This window comes from Pseudomonas sp. FW300-N1A1 (assembly GCF_058789115.1).
In genome coordinates, this window is sequence record NZ_JBYTBK010000050.1 from 1 (window position 1) to 18421 (window position 18421).

The 18421-nt window shown below is 60.9% G+C and carries 16 protein-coding genes; 6 read left to right on the forward strand and 10 right to left on the reverse strand.

Going from position 1 to position 18421, the window contains the following annotated elements; translation table 11 throughout:
- Positions 1-175 precede the first annotated feature (175 nt).
- From AC3WQN_RS23040 to AC3WQN_RS23050, 3 genes are all read right to left on the reverse strand, one after another.
- Positions 176-1462, reverse strand: coding sequence for an OprD family porin (locus AC3WQN_RS23040; protein WP_103399716.1), 1287 nt, complete (start codon positions 1460-1462; stop codon positions 176-178).
- Positions 1463-1699: 237 nt separating this feature from the next.
- The gene (locus tag AC3WQN_RS23045; RefSeq protein ID WP_103399715.1) at positions 1700-2095 is read right to left on the reverse strand and encodes a nuclear transport factor 2 family protein; all 396 of its coding nucleotides are present in this window, start codon (positions 2093-2095) and stop codon (positions 1700-1702) included.
- A gap of 18 nt (positions 2096-2113) precedes the next feature.
- Positions 2114-2785, reverse strand: coding sequence for a DsbA family protein (locus AC3WQN_RS23050; protein WP_103399714.1), 672 nt, complete (start codon positions 2783-2785; stop codon positions 2114-2116).
- 257 nt (positions 2786-3042) lie between these two features.
- Here AC3WQN_RS23050 and AC3WQN_RS23055 point away from each other — a divergent pair, with 257 nt between their 5' ends.
- Positions 3043-5136 (forward strand): TonB-dependent receptor, encoded by a 2094-nt coding sequence (locus AC3WQN_RS23055; protein ID WP_103399713.1) that lies wholly within the window; start codon positions 3043-3045, stop codon positions 5134-5136.
- Between the two features lie 99 nt (positions 5137-5235).
- Here the strand turns inward: AC3WQN_RS23055 and AC3WQN_RS23060 are convergent, their stop codons facing one another.
- The 4 genes from AC3WQN_RS23060 to AC3WQN_RS23075 all read right to left on the reverse strand — a co-directional run bounded on the left by AC3WQN_RS23060 (position 5236) and on the right by AC3WQN_RS23075 (position 10828).
- The gene (locus tag AC3WQN_RS23060; protein WP_095144545.1) at positions 5236-5436 is read right to left on the reverse strand and encodes a hypothetical protein; all 201 of its coding nucleotides are present in this window, start codon (positions 5434-5436) and stop codon (positions 5236-5238) included.
- Positions 5437-5682: 246 nt separating this feature from the next.
- Positions 5683-6789 carry an agmatine deiminase gene (aguA, locus tag AC3WQN_RS23065; RefSeq protein WP_095144544.1) on the reverse strand — a complete coding sequence of 369 codons (1107 nt, stop codon included), beginning with the start codon at positions 6787-6789 and terminating at the stop codon, positions 5683-5685.
- Between the two features lie 5 nt (positions 6790-6794).
- A complete protein-coding gene (aguB, locus tag AC3WQN_RS23070; protein WP_095144543.1) occupies positions 6795-7673 on the reverse strand; it encodes an N-carbamoylputrescine amidase in 879 nt (292 codons plus the stop codon).
- A 242-nt stretch (positions 7674-7915) separates the two neighbouring features.
- Complete coding sequence (locus AC3WQN_RS23075; RefSeq protein ID WP_103399712.1) at positions 7916-10828, reverse strand: aminotransferase; 2913 nt, start codon at positions 10826-10828, stop codon at positions 7916-7918.
- 271 nt (positions 10829-11099) lie between these two features.
- Here AC3WQN_RS23075 and rfbC point away from each other — a divergent pair, with 271 nt between their 5' ends.
- The 4 genes from rfbC (at position 11100) to AC3WQN_RS23095 (ending at position 15464) form a co-directional block, all read left to right on the forward strand.
- Positions 11100-11645, forward strand: a complete 546-nt coding sequence (gene rfbC, locus AC3WQN_RS23080) for a dTDP-4-dehydrorhamnose 3,5-epimerase (protein WP_103399711.1) — start codon at positions 11100-11102, stop codon at positions 11643-11645.
- Positions 11646-11750: 105 nt separating this feature from the next.
- A complete protein-coding gene (locus AC3WQN_RS23085; protein WP_103399757.1) occupies positions 11751-13559 on the forward strand; it encodes a sensor histidine kinase in 1809 nt (602 codons plus the stop codon).
- Positions 13556-14959, forward strand: coding sequence for a sigma-54-dependent transcriptional regulator (locus AC3WQN_RS23090; RefSeq protein WP_103399710.1), 1404 nt, complete (start codon positions 13556-13558; stop codon positions 14957-14959). Before AC3WQN_RS23085 ends, AC3WQN_RS23090 begins: the two co-directional genes overlap by 4 nt.
- Positions 14960-15008: 49 nt before the next feature.
- Positions 15009-15464 (forward strand): thioesterase domain-containing protein, encoded by a 456-nt coding sequence (locus AC3WQN_RS23095; RefSeq protein WP_103399709.1) that lies wholly within the window; start codon positions 15009-15011, stop codon positions 15462-15464.
- A gap of 150 nt (positions 15465-15614) precedes the next feature.
- Here AC3WQN_RS23095 and cysQ read toward each other — a convergent pair whose 3' ends face one another.
- Both cysQ and nudE read right to left on the reverse strand, forming a co-directional pair.
- A complete protein-coding gene (gene cysQ / locus AC3WQN_RS23100) occupies positions 15615-16442 on the reverse strand; it encodes a 3'(2'),5'-bisphosphate nucleotidase CysQ (protein ID WP_103399708.1) in 828 nt (275 codons plus the stop codon).
- On the reverse strand, positions 16439-17005 hold the full coding sequence (gene nudE / locus AC3WQN_RS23105) for an ADP compounds hydrolase NudE (protein WP_103399707.1): 567 nt from the start codon (positions 17003-17005) through the stop codon (positions 16439-16441). The genes cysQ and nudE overlap by 4 nt, the downstream gene beginning before the upstream one ends.
- An 88-nt stretch (positions 17006-17093) precedes the next feature.
- Between nudE and yrfG the strand changes: the two genes are divergently transcribed.
- Complete coding sequence (gene yrfG, locus AC3WQN_RS23110) at positions 17094-17756, forward strand: GMP/IMP nucleotidase (RefSeq protein ID WP_103399706.1); 663 nt, start codon at positions 17094-17096, stop codon at positions 17754-17756.
- Between the two features lie 176 nt (positions 17757-17932).
- Here the strand turns inward: yrfG and lysM are convergent, their stop codons facing one another.
- Positions 17933-18373 carry a peptidoglycan-binding protein LysM gene (gene lysM, locus AC3WQN_RS23115; RefSeq protein ID WP_103399705.1) on the reverse strand — a complete coding sequence of 147 codons (441 nt, stop codon included), beginning with the start codon at positions 18371-18373 and terminating at the stop codon, positions 17933-17935.
- Positions 18374-18421 lie beyond the last annotated feature (48 nt).

An 18421-nucleotide genomic window follows, 5' to 3' on the forward strand; every position in this document is an offset into this window, starting at 1 on the left:
TCGAGTTCGTTCTGAAAGACCGCAGTCGCTTTGTTGGGTGCGCTTCGCGCACCAGCGCGAGCAAGCTCGCTCGCCACAGGGCTCTCACCCGCTTCAAGCCTTTCTTAACTGAACAGTATTGCGAACCAGTCGGGGCTTTCTCATTTCAGCCTTGTATCAGGCCGCACTCACAGCATCAGAAAACGTTGATCGGGTAATCCACGAACACACGCACTTCGTTGCCGCTGACGTTGTACTCGCTGGACTTCTGCGACACGCGCAGGACCGAGCTGCGCAGTTTCACGCTCAGGTCCTTGGCCGGGCCGCTCTGGACCACGTACTTGAACTGGTTGAAGATCTCGCGCTCGGTACCGCCCGTGCTGGTGGAGGTGGTGATGTTGTCGCCACGCACGTAAGCCACGTTGTAGGTCAGGCCTGGCACGCCGAACGCGCCGAAATCGAGGCCGTAGCCCAGCTGCCAGCTGCGTTCGTCTTCAGCGTTGAAGTCGGACCAGTAGGAGTTGGCCAGGTAGATGGTGTTGCCACCGTCACCGACGCGGCCCTGGTCTTTCTGGTAGCCGCCGTAGGCATAGCCCAGGTTGCTGTCGCCCGTACTGCGCTGGTGAGCGAGGGTGAACGAGTGCGGGCCGGTGGCGAAGGTCGCCGCCAGGCTCCAGATCTTGTTGTCGTCGCCCGTGGCGCCGCTTTCACGAACGTAGGAATCTTCCAGCTTGGTGCGGTAGCCGTTCAGGTCCAGGGTCAGGGACTGATCGGTGGCCAGCGGGAACATGTAGTTCAGATTGATGTACTGCTTTTTCAGCACGTCTTCGACGTCGGAAGCGTACAAGCCGCCCTTGAACTGTTCGGTGAACTGGTAGCTACCGCCCAGGACGTTGATCGACTTCAGACCACCGCTGTCATGGCCTTCGGCGCTTTTACGCGACTCGGCAGTGAAACGACCGGCGTTCAGTTCCAGGCCTTCGATCTCTTTGGAGGTGATCAAGGTACCGGTGTAGCTTTCCGGCAGCAGACGGGAGTTGTCGTAGTTCAGCACCGGCAGGGCCGGCATCTGGTCACCGTAGGTCAGCACGGTGCTCGACAGGCGGAACTTCACCGCCGCGCCAGCCTTGGCCAGGTCGCTGGCAGCGTTGCCGCTGTCGCCTTGCTTGAAGAAGTCGATGCCACCGGCACCGCTACGGCCCTTGCCGCCATCCAGGCGCAACGCGTAGAGACCGAAGGCATCAACACCAACACCGACGGTGCCTTGGGTGAAACCCGAGGAGAAGGTGCCGATGGCAGCCTGGCCCCACTCGGCCTTGTCTTCGTTACCGTCCTTGTAATCGCGATTCATGTAAGCGTTGCGCAGCAACACTTTCAGGCTGCTGTCTTGTACAAAACCTTTGGACTCGGCCTGGTCATTGGCCATTGCTTGAGTCGCGCTCAACATCCCCAGTGCGATCAGACTAATACGCTTGTTCAACATGTTATTTTCCTTATTACGGGTTGATACGCGCTGTGACCGCTGGCTGAAATGGCTGCTTTTGCACTCTTTTTTCATCCTTAAACAAAAGGGCCCGCCCACGCAGAAGCGTGGCGGGCCCTTTTATTGTTTTGAGGTCGTGGCTGCAAGCCACAGGCGTTGGGACGGATCCTAGCCGCACTTGTAACAAAGTGTCAATTTCGTGAATCTTCTGTAATAAGGCGATAATCGTCTAAGAAATCACTTGCCAGCCATCGCCAATTGCACCGTATGGCTGTCAACGAACTGCTCGAAATGGGTGACCTTTCCGTTCGCCAGCGTCCACAAATGGGCCACCCGGGCGTTCATCGGGCGGCCGGTCGCTTTATAGAGGCCACTGTAGTTTCCGTAGGCAAACACCTTGTCACCCTGGGCGACATAGCTCTCGACCTTGAACTGAAAGCCCTCCCATTCCGTGGCCAGGCGCTGGAAGACGTTCTCCACGATGGCCTCAAAACCAACGTAAGTCCCCGCATACGGAAACCCGGCCGCTTCGGTCCAGCTTGCATCGGTGGCCAATGCGGCGGCGGTGTTGCGTGCGTTCTCCTGGGAGTTGGCGCCTTCGTAGGTACTTTTGATCAGGCTCAGGTTATCCATGGGCAGCTCCGGGTGAGTTCAGTGGGCGCAGCCGTCGAGGCCACAGGTTTGCGCGGTCGAAGAGGCTTCAGCCGTGGGCAGTGACTGACTCAACCATTGCGCGAAGGCTTGCGGCTTGCCGAACCAGGGACCGATGTCGATCAGGGTGAATTGACCGTTGCGCTCCAGGACAAAGGTCGGGAAACCCTGCCCCCCCACCTTGGACAGCAGTGCGCGACTGTCCTTGATGTGGCCTTCGGTGTCGGCCGTCATGCATGCCTGCCGGAACACTTGGGCATCCAGCCCCATCTGCGCGGCGAGCGCCTGCAAAACGGTTTCGTCGGCGATGCGCTGCCCTTCCACGTAGTGAGCGCTCTGCAAACGTCCCAGCAGTTCGAGACCGCGACCCGCGATCTGTTCGGCGGCAAGAACCGCCGCGATCGGTGGCGCGGAATCGAAGACCGCCGTGTGGTCGCGCAACAGGCCTTCGAAGTACGCCTCACCGAACGGCTGGCCGGTGTACTCGGCAATGCGCCGGTCATGGGGGATCACGTAGTTGCGCAATTGTGCCGAGACCGTCTGCCGGTTGGCACCGGTCATCATGCCGCCACCGTGGCCGAGCACTGGTAATACCGCTTGGGCGGCTTGCACCAGAGGCTTGGCGCCGTAGCACCATCCGCACAACGGGTCGTAGATGTAGTGAAGGATCATCGGAGGGCTCCGGCAAGAAGGTAGGAAAACGTGATGCCGGCAGACTAACCCGCTGTTGATTGCTGAAAAACGCCGCAATGACTACCAGTCTGTTTCAGTAATCGGACGAATCCATTGCAGACATTGTGTCGAGGTAGACACAAGTTGAAACAAACGAGCAATAAAGCGCACGAATAATTACTCACGAAAGCAAATAGCAAGCATTACCATTCGCACCCTTCTCGCTACACCCTCAACATCTACGGATACGTTTTTTAATGCCTGCCCCATTTCGTCTTACGCCCTTCAGTCTTGGCCTTTCTGCATTGCTGACCGCCGGTTTTTCCTACGCAGAAACTACAACCTTACCTGCAACGTCCATCAGTGCCGAAGCGGAGGTCGATGATCCACGGGTCAAGGAAGTCAGCACCGCGACGCGGACCGCAACACCCGTGCGCTACGTCCCGCAGGCCATCGATTCGGTAAAGACCTCGAACGTCTCCGACTATGGCACCAACGATCTGGGCACGGCATTGAGCGGCATCCCCAACGTCAGCAGCGGCGCCGACACCCGTTTCGACAGCTTGCGTATTCGCGGCTTCGACGCCAGCAACGACTTCTACCTCGACGGCATCCGTGACGACAGCCAGTACGTGCGCGACCTGCACAACATCGAGCGCATTGAAGTGCTCAAAGGCCCGGCCGCCGTGCTGTATGGCCGTGGCAGCCAGGGTGGGATCGTCAACCGGGTGAGCAAGTTGCCGGAGTTCGGCCGCCGCTCGACCCTCGAGGCTCAGGGCGGCAGCGAAGATTTGCGCAGCCTGTATGCCGACCTGAGCACCGACCCGACCGAGAACATCAGCCTGCGCCTGAACATGGGCAACATGGACGAAAACAGCTTCCGCGACGGGGTCAGCGGCAGCCGCCAGCTGTTCGCGCCATCGATGAGCTGGCAGTTGACCCCGGATCTGAACTGGCTGGTGCAGTACGAGTACAGCCGTTACAACCGCACCCCCGATCGCGGTATTCCCGGTATTGATGGACGCCCCGCCGATGTGGGCCGCGATACCACCTACGGTACCGACAACGACTTCATCGACGACAAGTCGCAATCCCTGCGCTCGAAACTCAGCTATGAGGTTGCCGACAACTGGCAGCTGCGCCACACCCTCGGGGTGTTCAAGCTCAATAGCGACTTCGACAACACCTACGTGACCGGTTACACACCAGCCACCAACAAGGTCGTGCGCCAGCACTGGCAGCAGGACCTGACCACCCGCAACGTGTTCAACAACCTCGAACTCGAGGGCGGCTTCGACACCTTCGGCCTCGAGCACCGCTTGCTCACCGGGCTTGAGCTGGGCAGCCAGCGCCGCGACCCCAAGTTGTACAACGCGGCCACCACGTCACCGGGCAACAGCCCCGTGCCAGGGCTGGACCTGTACAACCCCGACCGCAACATCGTCCACACCGGACGCATGCAGGTTTCCAGCGACTCGCACACTGAAGTTGAAAGCCGCGCCATCTACCTCCAGGACCAACTGCGCCTGAACGATCAATGGCAGCTGCTGGCCGGTGTACGCTACGACACCTTCGAGGTCGACTCGACCAACCAACTCAAGGACATCTCCGAAAACCGTAACAGCCACAGCACTAGCCCACGGCTCGGCGTGGTCTGGACGCCGCTGCAGAACCACTCGTTCTACGCCTCCTGGAGCAAGACCTTCTCGCCGGTCGGTGGCGGTCTGATCGGCATCACGCCAGGGGTGACCACCAACGTCAACGACCTGAGCCCCGAGCTGACCAAACAGAAAGAAATCGGTGTGAAGAGTGATTGGCTCGACGACCGCTTGAGCACCACCCTGGCGATCTACGAGCTCGAGCTCTACAACCGCCGCACCAGTGACCCGAACGATCCCACCATCACCTTGCTCACGGGTGTGCAACGCTCACGGGGTATCGAGCTGACGGGCGCGGGGAAAATCACTGGCAACTGGTACGTACGCGGCGGTGTAGGTTTCCAGGACGCAACCGTCGAGAAAGACAACAACGGCTTTGAAGGCAAACGCATCAGCAACGTGGCCAAGCGCAACGGCAGCCTGTTCATTACCTGGAAGCCGGAGATGGGCTGGTATGCCGAAACTGGCCTGACCCTGGTCGGTGACCGCTACGCCGACAACCTCAACACCACCGTGTTGCCGGGTTATGGTCGTTGGGATGCGCTGGCCGGGTTCCGTCAGAAGGACTGGGACTTGCGCGCTGCGGTGAACAACATCAGCGACAAGACGTACTACGAGTCGTCCACCAGCGCCTACCAGATCCAGCCGGGCGCGCCGCGCAGCCTGGTCGTCACGGGAACCTACAGTTTCTGACGGCTCGCCCTCAAGGGCCTGGTGCTGACTGCCTGTCCCCTGTCCGTGGACAAAAAAAAGCGCTGCCATCCGGGCAGCGCTTTACCAATCCTTTGCTTGCTATCCTTCCATCACATCCCACAACGCTTCAAGTTCTGCCTCGCTGAATAAACCAGCCGGGTATCGCTCGATCATCATCCTGCGCGGGTCAGTTTCCCTGACCTGTCGCGTTCCGTTGGACTTCAACCATTGCGCCAGCACCTGAAGCGATTCGCCATTCATAGCCAAGGGATGCGATGTTCGCTCGCTGACCCTGTTCATCCCAGCGCTCTCTCCTGGTTTGTGAGCGGCTAACTTATCCAAGGTTTATGACAGAACAATGCTGTTCCACATTCCCAAGAATGACTCTCAAACAGATACAAGAGCTATGCCAAAGTGCCAGACTGCCCAATAAGCGACCATAAAAAAGCCCGCAACCCATAAGGGCCGCGGGCTCTGTCGGCGGGTCAGCGATTGGGGAAGCCAGAGACCTCCTCAATCAGCTGCCAACACTTGTTACAACTTCACTCAACCTTTGTGCGGGGCTGGCTGCTGTTGGGTAAGGCAATGAATATTACCGCCGCCCAGTAACAGTTCACGACCCGGCACCATTACCACTTCATGCTGGGGGAACAGGTTCTGCAGGATTTCCCTGGCCGGCGCGTCCAGCGGATCGTCAAAGCTCGGCGCAATGATGCCGCCGTTGACGATCAGGAAGTTCACGTAGGAACCGGCCAGGCGCACCGAAGGGTTGCGCTCCTGGGTACCGTCCACCGGGTCGACACCGGCACATTCTTCCTCGGTCGCATACAGGGGGCCAGGTATCGGCATCTTGTGCACGATGAACGGGCGACCCTTGGCGTCGGTGCTGCTTTCCAGCACGCTCATTGCCGCCTGGCAACGCGGGTAGTTCGGGTTCTGCGGGTCATCGGTCCAGGCCAGCAGCACTTCACCCGGACGGACGTAGCAGCAGAAGTTATCCACATGACCATCGGTTTCGTCGTTGTACAAACCGTCCGGCAACCAGATGATTTTATCCACAGCCAAGTTGGCACTGAGCACCGCTTCGATTTCTTCACGGCTCATGTGCGCGTTGCGATTGCGGTTGAGCAGGCACTCTTCGGTCGTGATCAGCGTGCCCTCGCCATCGACGTGAATCGAACCGCCTTCGAGCACGAAGCCCTCGGTGCGGTAACGCGCACTGCGCTCGATTTCGAGGATCTTGCCGGCCACTTGCGAATCCCTATTCCAGGGCGAGTACAGGCCGCCGTCAAAACCGCCCCAGGCATTGAAGTCCCAATCGACGCCACGGACTTCACCGCTGTTGTCGATGACGAATGTCGGGCCGGTATCACGGACCCAGGCGTCGTCGCTGGACATCTCGACCAGGCGGATATTCGGCACGTCCAGTCGGGCCCGGGCGTTTTCGTACTGGGCGGCCGACACGGCAACGGTCACTGGCTCAAACCGGGCGATGGCCTTGGCCACCGCCACGTGAGCGGCTTGTGCCGGCTTGCCGCCCAGGCGCCAGTTGTCCGGGCGCTCTGGCCAGACCATCCAGGCCTGGGTCTGGGGCGCCCATTCGGCAGGCATGTAAAAGCCGTCGGCGCGAGGTGTGCTGTTCAAAGTGGTCATGGCAATCAGGATTCCAGGGAGCCGTCGAGGGTTTTAAGGGCGCCATACAGGTTCGGGCGGCGATCACGGAACGAACCCCAGGCGCTGCGGATGTGCTCAAGCTCGTCCAGGTCAAAGCTCTGAACCAGAACGCCTTCTTCGGTTTCGTTGAGTTCCTGAACCTTCTCGCCGAACTGATTGGCGATAAACGACGAGCCGTAGAAGGTGATGTCGTAGCCGTCCTGTTCTTCGTTGCCGATACGATTGCTGGCAATCAGCGGCATCAGGTTGGCGCCGGCATGACCCTGCTGCACGCGCTGCCAATGATCGCGCGAGGAGATGGTTTTGTCATGCGGTTCGCTGCCGATGGCGGTCGGGTAGAACAGGATTTCCGCGCCTTGCAACGCCATGCTGCGGGCGCATTCCGGGAACCACTGGTCCCAGCAGATGCCCACGCCGATTTTTGCGTAGCGGGTGTTCCAGACTTTGAAGCCGGTATCGCCCGGGTTGAAGTAGTACTTTTCGTGGTAGCCAGGACCATCCGGGATATGGCTTTTACGATAAATCCCGAGGTTGCTGCCATCGGCATCGATGATCGCGATGCTGTTGAAACGGGCACGACCGGCCAGCTCGAAGAAGCTGATTGGCAGGACGACTTGCAGTTCTTTGGCCACCTTCTGGAAATGCTTGATGGCCACGTTGTCTTCAACGGTCGTCGCCAGTTGCAGATAGTCCGGGTTCGGCTTCTGGCAGAAGTACGGGGTCTCGAACAACTCCTGGATCAGGATGATCTGCGCGCCTTTGCCTGCGGCCTCACGGACCAGCCTTTCAGCGGTCTCGATGTTGGCTTCAAGGTCCCAGGAACAAGCCATCTGGGTAGCGGCGACAGTAACGATACGGCTCATGAATCATCTCCTGGCGGGGGCAGAACGGTCGAGCATGGCATCGACCGATGACAGAAACGGGAACGGCCGGGCGTGGTGATCCACGCCGAGGCGTCAGGCGACTTTATAACCGATAAAAATCGACTTTAAAAGCCTGTCACGTTCGCCTCGTCGAGAATTCTCAATAAATAACCGATAATAATCGAACTATTGGAGATCCCTGTGGGAGCGAACCTGCTCGCCCCCACAGGGAATGTGGTGGACTACAGCCCTTCGTCCAGCACCTTCGACAGCATGTCGACAAAGAAGTCGACGCTTTGTCGCGAGGTCACCATCGGCGGTTTGATCTTGAGGATGTTCAGGTGGTCGCCGGTCGGCTGCATGAAGATCCCCAGCTCGCGCAGGCGATCGCACAGCAACGTGGTTTCTTCGGTCGCCGGTTCCAGGGTTTCACGGTTGCGGATCAGTTCCACCCCCAGGTAGAAACCGGAGCCATGCACCGCGCCCACCAATGGATGACGGTCGATCAAGGCCTCAAGGCGCTCCTTGAAATAGCCGCCAACGATCTGTGCATTTTCCCAGAGCTTTTCTTCATTCATCACATCCAGCACCGCCATGCCAATGCGGCAGCTGACCGGACTGCCACCGGCCGACGAGAAGAAATAGCCTTCCGCCTCCAGCGCTTCGGCAATTTCCCGGCGGGTGATCACCGCACCCAATGGCTGGCCGTTGCCCATGCCCTTGGCCATGGTGATGATGTCGGGTACCACACCCTGTTCTTCAAAGCCCCAGAAAAACTTGCCCATGCGGCCATAACCCACCTGCACCTCATCGGCGATGCACACGCCACCTTGGGCGCGGACCAGGGCATAGACCTGCTTCAAGTAGCCCGGTGGCAGCGAAATCCCGCCGGCGTTGCCATACACCGGCTCACAGATGAAGCCCGCCAGTTGCCGTTTCTGCTCGGCAATCTTCGCCAGATTGTGCTCGACGCTGCGCACGTAATCCGGCGCGCTGTCGAGGCCACGGAACTCACCTCGATAAGTGTTCGGCGCGGTAACCGGGTGTACCCAGTCCGGCCGGCTACTGAGGGCTTTCGGGTTGTCGGCGATCGAGGTCGATACCGCGTCGGCGGCCACCGACCAACCGTGATAAGCCTCCAGCACACTGAGCATGTCGCGCCCGCCGCTGTAGGCCCAGGCCAGGCGAATCGCCAGGTCATTGGCCTCGGTACCGCTGTTGACCAGAAACACCCGGTCCATCGAGTCCGGGGCCAGTGCCAGCAAGCGCTCGGAGAACTCGGCAATGGCCGCGTAATGGAAACGCGAGTTGGTGTTGAGCAACGACCACTGGCGGCTGGCCTCGGCCGCCATGCGCGGGTGACCATGGCCGAGCACGGCGACGTTGTTGAGCATGTCCAGGTAAGAACGGCCCTGCATGTCGATCAGGTGATTGCGCCAGCCGCGTTCGATACGCGGCGGGTCGACGTAATAGTGTTTTTGCGAACGGGCGAAGCTGGCATCGCGACGCGCCAGCAAGGTGTGCGGGTCGAGCTCGACTGGCGCATCACAGGCCAGCCCCAGTAACGCCGCCGGCGACGGGCACAGCGCCTGCCAGGCGCGAGCGCGGGACGGTGTGCAGAACAGTGGTGGATCCAGATCGGCGCCACGACTCAGCTGTACCCGCAACGCCCCCTCGACCTCACCCAGCACCTGCCCCTTCAACACCGCGGCACCACTGTGCAGCAAAGGGCTGACACCCCACAGGCGCACGCTCAACTGTGGGCTGTCCAGTTGCAAGCGGCCATCGGCCGACAGATGCACTACACCGGCAAACGGCGCCTCGACCGTGGTACCCCGAGGTACCTGCAAATCAACGTGCAACGGACAGGTGTCCGGCTCGACCGCACTGTCGGGCCGGGTACGGGACAAACGGTATTGCCCGTAACGGCTGGCGGCCAGGCCATGGGCGGCGGCCGCTTCGACCAACAAGCGCTGATCGATACCGTCCTGCTCCCAGTTGCCCGCTTCGAAATGCGGGCTCAACACCCCCAGGTCGATCAGTGCGAACTCGCGTCCCACCAGACTCGGCAGCAACGGCGCAAAGCCCTGGCTGGCAATCGTCGGCAGCGTCTGGTCGACGGCCACCAGAATGGCCGCCTCCATCAGTTCGAACGGCACCGATGTCGCGACGCGGAAGATTTCCCACTCATGCTCAAGGTTGTCGCGGCTGTACTGATTCTGCGGATCGATGCTGACCTGCTGCTCACCGCTGAGCACCAGCACCGCCGCCCGCGCAACGATCAACGGCCACAATGCCTGCAACTCTTCGCGCTTGAGCGGGTTGACGTCATGGTAAGCCCGTACCGCCGGCAAGATAACCATCGGATCGCCGTCGGCATGGTGCAACAGCGCCGCACAGGTCACGGACAGGTCAGTAATGCGCCAGGTACGGATCAAGTCGCCAAAATCGATCACCCCCTGCAACTGCCAGTGACGCTGCTGATCGCGCTTCCAGACCACGTTGTCATCCGTGATGTCCATGTGGATGGCCTGCACCGGCAACTTCGCCACCAGTGGCTGCAATCGCCGTTCGGCGCGCTGCGCGGCCTCGGCGATCAACACTCGCTGGCGCTCGTCGGCAATTACCGGCAACAGGTGCTCGATCAGCGCACTGGCGTGCCGGGCATCCCACTGCAACGTACGCTCCAGGCCCGGATGGTCGAAACCGGCCAGGGCCAGGTCCATTTCACCGCAGAGCCGACCGAAGCCGGCGACGACGTCATGACCCAGGTGGTCGAGATGGGTCAGGGATTGACCTTCGATGTAGTCGAGCAGGCGCACGTGCACCGACTGATCGGCAAACGCCAGGGTCAGCAGGTCTTCGCCAGTTTTCGTCGGGATCACCCGTGGGACATGCAGGCCGGGCCGCGTCCCCAGGTGCTTGAGTGCGGCGTGCTGGGCCTGAAGCTCCAGCGCGGCGTAGTCGCCACGGCAGATCTTGAGGACAAAACGGCCCTGGTCGCTGTCGAGCCGGTAGTTGAGATCCTGCTGGCTGCCCAACGACTGCAGCGTCCCGCTCAGGCCATAGTGCTCGCGCAGCAGTTTCAGCGCTTGCTCTGCGGAAACCTGCGGACTGGCCAGACTGGCGCGGTGAATCAACGTGGCGAGCAACATACAACGACCCCTGGTTTTTTTGTAAGGCGTCTATATCGCCACCGCTCCGAGCGATACGCAACCCCCCAGTAGCGGTCAGTGATCCGGAACGCCCTATCGACGCCCTTTTCTCCAGAACACTCATCACTTTGATCGGTGTACGCCTACTGCCACATGGCCGAAAGTCATCAGAATCCACCCTTCTGCATGCCTGTTGCATCCCGGCCCCTCGCATCGACTCGCACTTTGCGCAAGAATGTCAGCCATCAATACCCATTGCCGGAGAAACCCCATGAATGTAGTCACCACCGAGTTACCCGGTGTTCTGATCATCGAGCCCAAGGTATTTGGTGATGAGCGCGGCTTCTTTTACGAAAGCTTCAATGCCAAGGCTTTCGCAGAAGCAACTGGCCTGGATACACAATTTGTTCAGGACAATCACTCCCGCTCACAAAAAGGTGTTCTGCGCGGCCTGCATTACCAACTGCAAAACACCCAGGGCAAACTGGTAAGGGTGACCGCAGGGGAAGTGCTCGACGTGGCAGTGGACATTCGCCGTAGTTCGCCGCATTTCGGCAAGTGGGTGGCTGTGCGCCTGTCCGCTGAAAATCATCGTCAACTCTGGGTACCGGAAGGTTTTGCCCATGGCTTCGTGGTACTGAGCGATTTCGCCGAGTTCCTGTACAAGACCACTGATTACTACACCCCGTCGGCCGAGCGCAGCATTCGCTGGGATGACCCGGACCTGGCTATCGACTGGCAACTGGACGACGCACCAAAACTGTCGGCCAAGGACGAGGCTGGCGCGTTCCTCAAGGACGCTGACGTCTTCGCCTGAAACACCGCCCAAGCCTCACCACAAGCGCGCCTGTAGAAACAGGCGCGCAGACTGCGCTCGCAAGCCTAGGCATAATGCAGCTGTTCCCCCAGGCACCCGATGCTCATGACTCCAGCCCTTCCCCGCAGACCCCGTTGGCGCAGCCTGGCCTTGCTCGCCCTGTGCCTGGCGCCTTTGCTGTGGCCACTCGAGCACCTGGCCGAGCGTTATTACCGCAGTGAACTGGCGGGGCAGAATCGCCAGACGCTGGACCTCTACGTCGCCAACCTGCTGGGCACCCTGCACCGCTACGAGGTGTTACCACAGATCCTCGGCGACCTGCCTGCCCTGCGCGCCGTGCTGGGGGCGCCGCAAGACGGTGTCATCCAGGGCAATGCCAACCGTTTCCTGAAAAACATCAGCGCCCAGACCGGCGCCGAAGTGATGTACCTGATGGACACTCGAGGCAATACCCTGGCGGCGTCCAACTGGGACAAACACGACAGTTTTGTCGGCCGTAACTTTTCCTTCCGGCCGTACTTCAGCGAAGCCATGCAAGGTCGTCTCGGGCGCTTTTTCGGCTTGGGCACCACCTCCGCCAAACGTGGCTACTTCTTCGCCGCCGCCGTGCGCAAGGGTGAACAGATCATCGGCGTGCTGGTGATCAAGGTCGATCTGGATCACACCGAAAGCCTGTGGGGTAAAACCCCTGAACAACTGCTGCTGACCGACCACAATGGCGTGGTCATTCTCACCTCGCGAGCCGACTGGCGCTTTCGCGCCACTCGCCCGCTCACCGGCGAGGAACGCCAGGCGATCGCTGCGGTGCAGCCCTACCCGACCCGCGATCCCCAGCCGCTGAACCTCGACCCCAAGGCCTGGCTGACCCAAACTCAACGGATCGAAGAAACCGGCTGGAGCGTCAGCATCCTTGCGCCCAGAACCCTGATCGATCGCCCGGTGCGCACGGTGGTCGCCATCGGTGGCGCGACGCTGTTGGTGTTGATGCTGTTGCTGGGGCTGCTGATGCAGCGCCGACGTCACTACCTGCAGCGCATCGACTTCGAAGCCAAGACCCGCCGAGAACTGGAGACCCGGGTCGCCGAGCGGACCAGTGACCTGGAGGGCCTCAACCGGCGCCTCAAGCAGGAGGTACTGGAGCGCGAACACGCGCAGCAGGAACTGGTGCGCGCCCAGGATGACCTGGTGCAGGCTGGCAAACTGTCGGCGCTGGGCACCATGTCGGCAAGCATCAGCCACGAACTCAATCAGCCGCTGGCCGCGATTCGCAGCTATGCGGAAAACGCCGAGATACTGCTCGACCATGAGCGCACCGAAGATGCCCGCGGCAACCTGAAACTGATCAGCGAGCTGACTGGACGAATGGCCTCGATCATCGCCCATTTGCGCGCCTTTGCCCGTCGCGACCGCCACGCCCCGGAGAGCGTCGCGCTGCAACCGGCGCTGGACGATGCCCTGGCGTTATTGGCCAAGCGTCGCCGCAGCATGGAGGTCGAGTTGATCCGCGACCTGCCGGCAGCCGCGCTGTGGGTCGAGGCCGGCGAAACTCGTCTGCGCCAGGTGCTCGGCAACCTGCTGGCCAACGCCCTCGACGCCCTCACCGAAAAAGGCCCGCCGCGCAAACTCTGGCTGAGTGCCGAATCGACCGCCGAGGGCGTCAATCTGTACATTCGCGACAACGGCCCGGGGTTCTGCATGGAAGCTCTGGGACGTGCCAGCGAGCCGTTCTACACCACCAAGACCCGTACCCAGGGGCTTGGCCTGGGACTGGCCATCTGCGAAACCCTGATGCGCGCCTTCGGTGGCGAACTGTCGTTCGCCAACCACAAGGAAGGCGGCGCCCTGATCACCCTGCGGCTGCGCGCTGGCGCACCCGGTGTAAGCCTGCAACCGTCCGAGGACCGCAGTGAATGAGCAACTTCATCGATAACCGCATCCAGGTGGTGCTGATCGACGACGATCCGCACCTGCGCCAGGCCTTGAGCCAGACGCTGGACCTGGCAGGCCTGAAGATCCTGCCCCTGGCCGAAGCCAAGGGCCTGGCCTCGCGTCTTGAGCGCGATTGGCCGGGCGTGGTGGTCAGCGACATCCGCATGCCCGGCATGGACGGTCTCGAACTGTTGAGCGAACTGCACGCCCAGGACCCGGAGTTGCCGGTACTGCTGATCACCGGACACGGCGACGTACCGTTGGCGGTGCAGGCCATGCGTGCCGGCGCTTATGACTTCCTCGAAAAACCCTTTGCCAGCGATGCGTTGCTCGACAGCGTGCGCCGCGCCCTGGCCCTGCGCCAGTTGGTGCTGGAAAACCGCAGCCTGCGGCTGGCCCTGAGCGACCGCAATGAATTGAGTACCCGACTGATCGGCCAGTCGGCGTCGATGCTGCGCCTGCGCGAGCAGATCGCCGCACTGGCCCCGACCAAGGCGGATGTGCTGATCCTTGGTGAAACCGGCGCTGGCAAGGAAGTGGTAGCCCGCGCCCTGCACGACCTGTCGAACCGCCGCAATGGGCCGTTTGTCGCGATCAACGCCGGAGCGCTGGCGGAATCGGTGGTCGAGAGCGAACTGTTTGGCCACGAGCCCGGCGCCTTCACTGGTGCGCAAAAACGTCGCATCGGCAAATTCGAGTTTGCCAATGGCGGCACGCTGTTCCTCGATGAAATCGAAAGCATGAGCCTGGATGTTCAGGTGAAGCTGCTGCGCTTGCTGCAAGAGCGGGTAGTCGAGCGTCTGGGTGGCAATCAGTTGATCCCGCTGGACATCCGGATCATCGCCGCCACCAAGGAAGACCTGCGCCAGGCCGCCGACCAGGGGCGTTTTCGTGCCGACCTGTACTACCGACTGAACGTTGCGCCACTGCGCATTCCACCACTGCGCGAACGTGGCGAAGACGCGCTGATGATGTTCCAGCACTTTGCCAATGAAGCCAGCGAGCGCCATGGCCTGGCGCCTCACGAACTGCAACCGGGCCAGCGCGCCCTGCTGCTGCGCCATACCTGGCCAGGCAACGTGCGCGAACTGCAAAACGCAGCGGAACGCTTCGCCCTCGGGTTGGAACTGGCGCTGGACATCAATACCCCCGATGGTAGCCCTGCACCCGCCAGCACCCAGTTCGACGGGAACCTGAGCGAGCAAGTGGAAAGCTTCGAAAAGAACCTGATTGCCGCTGAGCTGGCGCGCTCTCACAGCTCGCTGCGCAGCGTTGCCGAGGCACTGGGAATTCCGCGCAAAACCCTGCATGACAAGCTGCGTAAACACGGACTGAACTTCGCCGATGCCGCGGGTGCAAACCTTCACGCCGACGAGATTGATTGAACCGCGCCGACTAACCTTTACATAAGCATCCGTACGTTGAGGCCCCAGCATGAACCGCGACAGCCATTACCTGGAATCGATCCTGCACAGCGACATTCCTCTCACGCGGGCCATGGGCTTGAAGGTGCTTGACTGGCAGTCCCATCAACTGCGCCTGCAACTCCCGCTGGAAGCGAACGTCAACCACAAGAGCACCATGTTCGGTGGCAGCCTGTATTGCGGCGCAGTCCTTGTCGGCTGGGGCTGGTTGCATTTGCGCCTGCGTGAAGCCGGCATAGAGGATGGGCACATCGTGATCCAGGAAGGGAAGATCAACTACCCGCTGCCGGTGACCAGCGATGCGACAGCCATTTGCCAGGCGCCGAGTGCAGCGGTTTGGAAAAAATTCGTGACGACGTATGAGCGTTATGGCCGGGCACGGTTGACGCTGCATACGCGGATTGTGAATGTGGGGAGTGATGAGGATGCGGTGACGTTTACCGGGCAATACGTGCTGCACCGCTAATCCCTGTGGCGAGGGGGCTTGCCCCCGTCGGGTCGCGAAGCAGCTCCAAACCCAGACACCGAGTAGTGTCGGTAAACCCTCATTGCCTGCATTACGGCTGCTTCGCACCCGAACGGGGGCAAGCCCCCTCGCCACAAAGATGCAATGTGTTCAGGAACGGGCCAGTTCCAGCAGTTTCTCACGCCACGCGGCTTTAGCCGGCAAGGCCAGAAAGAATGAGTTAAGCAACGATTCGCGCGCCGGATAGCTGAACCGTTCGCCGCTCAACTCCAGCACCTCGCCCCCCGCCCCTTCGAGCACGCCTTGCGCCGCCGCGGTATCCCACTGGGAAGTCGGCGCCAACCGCGGATAACAATCCGCCGCGCCTTCGGCCAGCAGGCAAAATTTCAGCGAGCTGCCGATATTGGCCAGTTGCAACTCACCCAGGCTGTCGCTCAACCCGGCCAGCAAACGCTCCTGCTCAGGGCTGGAATGCCGGCGGCTGGCGACCACGGTGAACGCCTCGCCTGACGGCGGGGTTTCGCGGACCTGGATCGGCAACGGTGCAGCGTCTTTGTCGGCACGCCATGCACCCAGACCGGCACCGCCGAAGTAGCAGCGACCGTTGGTCGGCATCGACACCACGCCAAACACCACTCGGCCCTGTTCAATCAACGCGATGTTGACAGTGAACTCCTCACTCCCGGAAATGAACTCCTTGGTGCCGTCCAGCGGATCCACCAGCCACCAGCGCTGCCAACCCGCACGTACGCCTTGAGGGATGTTGGCGTCTTCTTCCGACAACACCGGAATGTTCGGATCAAGGGCTGTCAGCCCCGCCAGAATCACGTGGTGCGCCGCCAGGTCGGCAGCAGTGACCGGTGAATCGTCAGCCTTGGCGGTCACCGCCGTGCCTGTGCGCCAGAACGGCAGGATCGCCTCACCGGCCTGCAATGCCAGCTCGACGACCGGCGCCATCAACGGATGAGGGAAGTTCATGGCTGGAACACTCCACGCTGAGTCAGCAGGTCACGGGCGAGGTACAACGCCGCCAAGGCGCGCCCCTCGGTGAACTGCGGGTTCTGCGCCAGCGCCGCCAGCTCTCGCAGATTGACCCGGTCCAGCCGCATCGGCTCCGGCTCATCACCTTCCAGCCGTTCTTCGTACAGGTCAGTCGCCAGCACCACCTGGATTTTCTGGCTCATGTAACCGGGCGACAGCGACAGCTCGGTCAGGTGCTCCAGTTGCCGTGCGCCAAAACCGGCTTCTTCCTTGAGTTCACGCTCGGCGGCTGCCAGCACGTCTTCGCCGGGTTCGATCAGGCCCTTGGGCAACGACATTTCGTAGGCATCGGTACCGCCGCAATACTCTTCGACCAGCACCGCGTGATCGGCATCGAGCATCGCCACGATCATCACTGCGCCATACCCGGCGCCCTTGCCGACCAATCGCTCATAGGTACGCTCGACGCCATTGGAAAAGCGCAGTTGCACCTCTTCAACGCAAAACAAGCGGCTGGTGGCGACGATCTCGCGGGCTAGGACTTCGGGTTTCTGGCGCATGGCAGCTCCTTGACGTGAACGGGTTACTATACCCGGCCTGCCCTGATTGTTTATGTCGGATATCTGTTTACCGCTGGAGAAGTCTTCAATGCCATCACTGCCCTGGCGCGACATCGATACCGTTCTGCTGGATATGGACGGCACGCTGCTGGACCTGCACTACGACAACCATTTCTGGATGGAGCACCTGCCCCAGCGTTACGCCGAGCTGCACGGGGTAAGCCGGGCCATGGCCGAGCTGGAACTGCAGCCGCTGTTCGAGCGTAACGCCGGCCAGTTGCAGTGGTATTGCCTGGACTTCTGGAGCAGCGAGCTGAAGATCCCGGTGCGCGAGCTGAAGCTGGAGACCGCCCATCTGATTGCGCTGCGTCCGGACGCCGATACCTTTCTAGCGGCGATCAAACAGGCCGGCAAGCGCGTGATCCTGATCACCAATGCGCACCGCGACTCACTGTCGCTGAAACTGGAAAGAATCGAGCTGACACCGTACTTCGAGCGGCTGATCAGCTCCCACGACTACGGCTTCCCCAAGGAAAACCCGCAATTCTGGGACGCCCTGCACGCCGATATCGGTTTCGACCCGGCACGCAGCCTGTTCATCGACGATACCTTGCCGATCCTGCGCAGTGCCCGGGAGTTTGGCGTGGCGCATTTGCTGGCGGTGCGTGTGCCGGACAGCCGCAAGGCACCCAAAGACACCGCGGAGTTTGCGGCGGTGGGTGATTATCGGGTGTTGATCGAAGGGTTGTAGCAACCGTTGTGGCTGTTGCGCGGCTATTGTGACTATTGTGGCGAGGGAGCTTGCTCCCGCTGGGCCGCGAAGCGGCCCCCAATCGGTACCAACGTAGACTCAGACAGCATCCACAACCCGATTCACGACTGCTGCGCAGTCGAGCGGGAGCAAGCTCACTCGTCACGGCTCCCGTGTTACTCAGGAATACGCAAGGTCTGCCCTGGATAGATCTTGTCCGGGTGCGACAGCATCGGTTTGTTGGCTTCGAAAATCTTGTTGTACAGGTTGGCATTGCCGTACACGGTCAGGGAAATCGCGCTCAGGGTGTCGCCCTTTTTCACCACCACAAAACGGGCTGCCGCGACCGTCGGGCCGGTCACGACGATCTGATCGTCCACACTGCCCACGCCCGCAATATTGCCCACCGCCAGGAGGATTTTTTCTTTCTCTTCCTGACTCGCCACTTCGCCGGTCACCGTGACCTTGTCGCCCTCCACCGTGGCCTGCACATTCGGGTTGCCCAGGCCGACCTTCGCGATATGGTCCTTCAACTGCCCGCTCGCATTGGCGTTACCCGGTGTCAGCAAATCAATCAGTTTTTCGCCTGCTTCTTTCACAAAGCTCAAAAGACTCATGGTGCACTCTCCTTGGGTTTATAGGTCCGGTCGCGAAAGACTAGACCA